Source organism: Patescibacteria group bacterium, from assembly GCA_018896645.1.
Lineage (GTDB): Bacteria > Patescibacteriota > Patescibacteriia > UBA2591 > JABMQE01 > JAHIMF01.
On the sequence record JAHIMF010000031.1, the window covers coordinates 1 to 5,084 of the forward strand.

Genomic DNA, 5,084 nt, shown 5'->3' on the forward strand with positions numbered 1-5,084 from the left:
GGACTCTTACCGCACCCAGCCAGCATCAGACCAACTAACAGCGTCAATACTGCCATTACTAACTTTTTCATTTTCATTCACTCCTTTCATAAAGAGAAATTGAGAAATTGAGAAACTAGAAACTAAGGGATTCTTTTTCCTATTTTTTACAAAGAACAATATTTACCTCATCAGACAAAAGTCTTAGGCCCCTTTAGATAAGGGGTTTGAGGTTTGGTTTTTATTCTATCTTTACCCTATACTTATTTGGGGATTTTGTCAAGAGGGTTGCCCATAATTGATAAATCGGTTTTCGCAAAATCAAGAGGTGTGAGTAGATGTTGGATAGATTTTGATGCCATATTCAACCAATTTATCAAAATCCTTATTCTTTTTCCAAAACTTTAATAGCTTTTCTCTCAAGTGCTTATGAGGCTTATATCCTTTGTCTTGCCAGATAATTAAATCCAAGAATTCTTCATTTAAAATAACCGTTAGGGCCTCTTTAAGATTCTCAAATTCCTTTTTAGTTAATTTCTCTAAAATATGTTTTTCCCAGTAAGCATAGGTTTGAAAATGAAGTAACTCATGAACAAAAGTTCTAACATAAGTTTGTTTTGGCCAAATTATTGGTAACCAAACATAGCCACGCTCATAATCATAAGCGGCTCTAGGGAAAGTTGTTAAAAAACAGGTGAATTTTTCTCTATGGATTTTTTTACTCGTAACTATTTCCATTCTGGAAAAAATTTCTTTTTGGTATTGATTAAATATAACTCGTATTTCCTTCTTTTTTTGATTAATTTTTTCTTTCTTATATAAAATTTTTAAATATGGAATTAAAAAATCTAAGGCTTGTTTTTGGGTTTTGCCCACAAGTTTATTTTGCAACTTCTTGCTTATCCTTTGCTTCCAATCTGTCCCATACGAGATTGTATTACAGCCATCCCACCAATTCCAGGCATCTTTTTTGATATCTTTTTTAACTGTCAATTTTGATTATAAAATATAAAGGAAATAATAAAGGGGGGGTTGAAGTTTCAAGACAACAGCTCCCCGCGAAGATAGCTCCGTACTCGCGAATCGCGGAAGGATGCCTTCCGCTAATTCACGCAATCGCAGGAGCAGTCTGAACAGTCACAACAGTCACACGAAGAATTGGACCCCTTCTTGGTCGCCAAAATCCTCGCCTTCTTGGCTGTGACTTTCCGCTTCTTGAGAACGTCGATGGCTGCCATCGTTAGTTCCTCCTCTATGGATGGGTTATAGGTTGACAATCGGGAGAAAACGATTAAAAAACATATCGCATTCTCCCTGCGGACAACAATCACTCTCATAAAGAATACAGGTAAAACAGCCATTATTCATATTATATTCTCCTTGTTAAATATTTTTTTGGTTCAAAGAATGTCCAAATAAAGGGACAGCCAGCAAAACATTTACCCCAATATTTACAACCCTCACAGGCTTCTGCGGGGTAATGCCACGCCTCTTTGACAAAATCAAGATGAATACCGTACTCCCATTGCTCTTCAAAAGATTCAACAAGCTCTCCATTAGATCCTTTTGCATTAAATAATGGGCTGCCTACAAAATGCGTGCAGGGTAGAACATCACCATTAGGTTCAATGGCCACCCCCGTTCCATAGTAAATATGACAGTGATAATCCCGACCAATCGTCATATCCTCACGCATCTCATCCAAAATTTCTTCTGGAAAAAGACATAACGGAAGCGTAGCGAAAAAAGAAATGTGAATTCCTTTCTTACGTTTAAGGTATAGATACGCCTCTGTGATGGCTTTGGCATTGTCTCTCGGATCAAGGGCGAATGAGTCAGTAACGCCGCCCTGCTCATCGATGCTTGGAAGCGAAAAGTTATAGAGGATATTAGGCATTCCAATGGAATGCATAAGGATAGCATTGGCTACGATGTCATCAACATTCAAGGTTGAAATCGTCATAATGCTATTAGCCGAGATTTCTGCCTTAAGGAGGTTCTTTGCCCCTTGTAGGCTTTCCGCAAAACTCGAAGTTTGCGTAATAAAATTATGCTTTTCTTCTCTCGCCGCCTCTAATGAAACGCTGGAATGAATGAGACCAGCCTCCTTGAGTCTTAAGACAAAATCATAGTCAGCCAGTTTTCTTCCATTTGATACCAACTTCATATGGACGCCGCACTTTGCTCCAATCGAAACTAACGGAACAATATCTGGATAAAGTGTCGGCTCTCCGCCAATAAGTAGGCAGTTTTTCACTCCCAGTCTTGCTAATTTTTGTATGGCGTTGCAGGCGAAACTGTAATCCATCCATTCGTCATTGTGTCCATCACCCATTGAACAACCATCCTTGGCGTAGCAGAAGCAGCAACGATTATTGCACGAATAAGTCAGAACTATCCAAGCAGTTGTGGGTAACATCTGAATCACTCCTTTCACGAGAGAAATTAAGAAATTAAGGACATTTTCGTTTCTAATTTCTTGTCTGGTTTTTGATTTCACGATTCACGATTTATATAACACGAAACAAACTATCAATAATTAACTATTAGAGTTTTTAAATGAGCAAATATTTAAAACCAACCCGCCTCAGCAGACAAAAGTCCTTAGCCCCCTAAATAAGGGGCTTGAGGTGGATTAGCTGTATTCTTTCTCTATCTTCACCCTATACCTGTTTTTGGATTTTGTCAAGCTCGTTGACATATTCTGGAAAATTGCTATAATAGTTTTAGAATGCCAAAAGCAAAACAAACAATCTATTTAGAAACTTCAGTTATTTCGGCTTATTTTGATTTTTGGAAAAAGAGTCCCCTGCAAAAAAGGGAAACTCGAAAGTTTTGGAAAATAGTATTACCCGATTATGAACCAGTTACTTCTACACTAACCATTATTGAGTTAGAACGAGCCCGACGGGAATGGCGAAATGAATATTTAAAGTTGATTCAGAATATAAGGATTTTAAATTTTTCTCCAAAGGTTTCTCGGTTAGCGGAGCGATATATTAAAGAAAGGATTATTCCTAAAAGCAAAGCTGATGACGCAGGACACCTGGCAATAGCCGTGACCCATGAGATTGATTTTTTCTTGACCTGGAATATGCAGCATTTTTTAAGACCCAACAAGATGAAACAGATTATTAATTTTAATCGAACTAACAGTCTTTATATACCCACTTTAGTCAACCCTAATGATTTCCTTGAATAAAATCTATGAAAGAACCATATTTTATGCAACAAATTCATAAAGAGAGAGAAAAAGAGGCCAAAATTCTTTGGACCAGATTTAGTGGTAATTTTTATAAGTATCATCAGTTGAGAATGAAAAATTTACAGCAAGATTTAGAAAAAGCAGGTTGGCATCTAAGAGTAGGTCATCGTGGGGAGCAGCGATTAGTAGAATTTTAAATTCTTTACCTGGGCTGATGCCTGCCCGCCTCTGGCGGGATAATCACATGCCCCTAAAAAAGATTACCATTGACTGGCCCCGCACCAAGCTTGAAAAAGTTTAATCTAATCGCCAAGTATATTACCCAGACCCGCCTAACGGCTTTGTTTGTATTTAAAATAAGGTTTTACCAAAAGCTTGGTGGCGGGGTAAAGGCGATGGGGAGCAGATTGTTTCCGGCGGGCCGACTACTTATTATAAAAATCATAAGGATGTATGCACTGCTCGGTGTGATAGCCCAGGCACGCCGCCGGATGGGTTGGTGTGCGATAATGAAGGCGGCGCTGATTGTGATGTAACCTGTGATATTGGTCGTTCTTGTGTGCCGACATGGGAGGATACTTGCGCTTGTTCTATTAATGGTGTTAATATTTGTGATGTGAAAGCAGGTGAAAGTTCTTGTACAAAAGATGATATGGTCGGGGCCTGCCGCTTGCAGTTTGGGGATTCTAAAGATGCCTGCGCAAAAAATTTCTTTAGCTTTTCACATGTGTATAGTTATAGTCCTTTCTGCGCTAATCATCTGGCAAATTGCGATGTTGATGTTGATGGAGATAAGATTGTATCTCCAACAGAACCTTCTTGTTGTAAATTCCGACCCAAAGTCCAGGTTTTGGATAATTGGGGGTGGTGTAATGGGACGTGTGATAATCCGAATAATTTGGATGGGGTTGGGTGTTATGATGGAGATTGGGAATGTATCAATGGAACTAAACCAGAAAATGCTGATGATTCGTACACTTATTATGATGGAAATATAATAATTACTCCGTAATTTACTTGAATAGAATAAAAATAGGACTGAACGCAGTGGTAAAACGTTCAGTCCTTTGTTATCTGACATGATAAGGTTAATGTGACAGGGTTATTGTCCAGACATCTCCTCCATTATCAGTCCCCGACCATGTCTCGGTTTGGGGATTGTAAATTCCGTTACACTGAGGACCTCCCAATTTGAATTCAAGCTCGCCAGTGTATGGGTTTAGGATTTGTCCGTAGGCCTTTTGTCCTCCATCGACAGCCGTTATAGTGAGGTTTTTGTCGTGGATGTCGATAGTTATTTTGAAGCTGGTTCCATTAGTCCACTTGAACAACCATTCCCGGCCATTGACAAACCCCTCAAACACACTTTTTTTCTGTACTAACGGAGCATCCACCCGAGCAGTCTCGCCAACTTTTACCACAACCTGGCCAGTCCAGTTCTCGCATCCCTGTTTATTCACCTCCACCGCATAGACCTTGGGTTCCAGGCCTTCCACAAGCAGGGTTCCATCAGTTTTAACCGCGCCTTTGTTTTGGCCGTCAAGAAATATGCTTGCTCCGGGCGTGGAGTAAAAGAGCAGAGAGCCGGTAGTGGGAACCACAACCTTGGCCTGCAGTTCAAATGCCGGCACTTCCACTTCCTCAACATTAACACCATCCGCAAGGCGCAGGGTAAAGAAAGATTTTAGCTCGGTTCCAAGCTTGAGCTGGATTACCTTACCCTCCATGTCAAGGAAAGAAATATCATAATTAACATCTCTTTCCAGGGCAATAACCGTTACACTGTCAGGATTACTGGCTCCGCCTTGCTCCACCGGTAATGTCTCGATTACCTCTCCATCCACGCTAACCTGCAGTTTAATGCCGGCCGTGGAGCTGGCATCCGTATAGACCGGATAAA

Annotated in this window: 6 protein-coding genes; 3 read left to right on the forward strand and 3 right to left on the reverse strand. The window is 40.0% G+C overall.

The features are described from left to right. Positions 1–300: 300 nt before the first annotated feature. Positions 301–972 (reverse strand): hypothetical protein, encoded by a 672-nt coding sequence (locus tag KKD20_02070; protein ID MBU4331889.1) that lies wholly within the window; start codon positions 970–972, stop codon positions 301–303. 376 nt (positions 973–1,348) lie between these two features. Continuing rightward, positions 1,349–2,479 carry a radical SAM protein gene (locus tag KKD20_02075; GenBank protein ID MBU4331890.1) on the reverse strand — a complete coding sequence of 377 codons (1,131 nt, stop codon included), beginning with the start codon at positions 2,477–2,479 and terminating at the stop codon, positions 1,349–1,351. A gap of 231 nt (positions 2,480–2,710) precedes the next feature. Here KKD20_02075 and KKD20_02080 point away from each other — a divergent pair, with 231 nt between their 5' ends. The 3 genes from KKD20_02080 to KKD20_02090 all read left to right on the forward strand — a co-directional run bounded on the left by KKD20_02080 (position 2,711) and on the right by KKD20_02090 (position 4,196). Beyond that, a complete protein-coding gene (locus KKD20_02080) occupies positions 2,711–3,181 on the forward strand; it encodes a PIN domain-containing protein (protein MBU4331891.1) in 471 nt (156 codons plus the stop codon). Positions 3,182–3,186: 5 nt separating this feature from the next. Continuing rightward, on the forward strand, positions 3,187–3,381 hold the full coding sequence (locus KKD20_02085) for a hypothetical protein (protein MBU4331892.1): 195 nt from the start codon (positions 3,187–3,189) through the stop codon (positions 3,379–3,381). A gap of 302 nt (positions 3,382–3,683) precedes the next feature. Continuing rightward, the gene (locus KKD20_02090; protein MBU4331893.1) at positions 3,684–4,196 is read left to right on the forward strand and encodes a hypothetical protein; all 513 of its coding nucleotides are present in this window, start codon (positions 3,684–3,686) and stop codon (positions 4,194–4,196) included. 76 nt (positions 4,197–4,272) lie between these two features. Here the strand turns inward: KKD20_02090 and KKD20_02095 are convergent. Next, on the reverse strand, positions 4,273–5,084 hold an 812-nt coding region (locus tag KKD20_02095; protein ID MBU4331894.1), incomplete at its 5' end, for a PEGA domain-containing protein.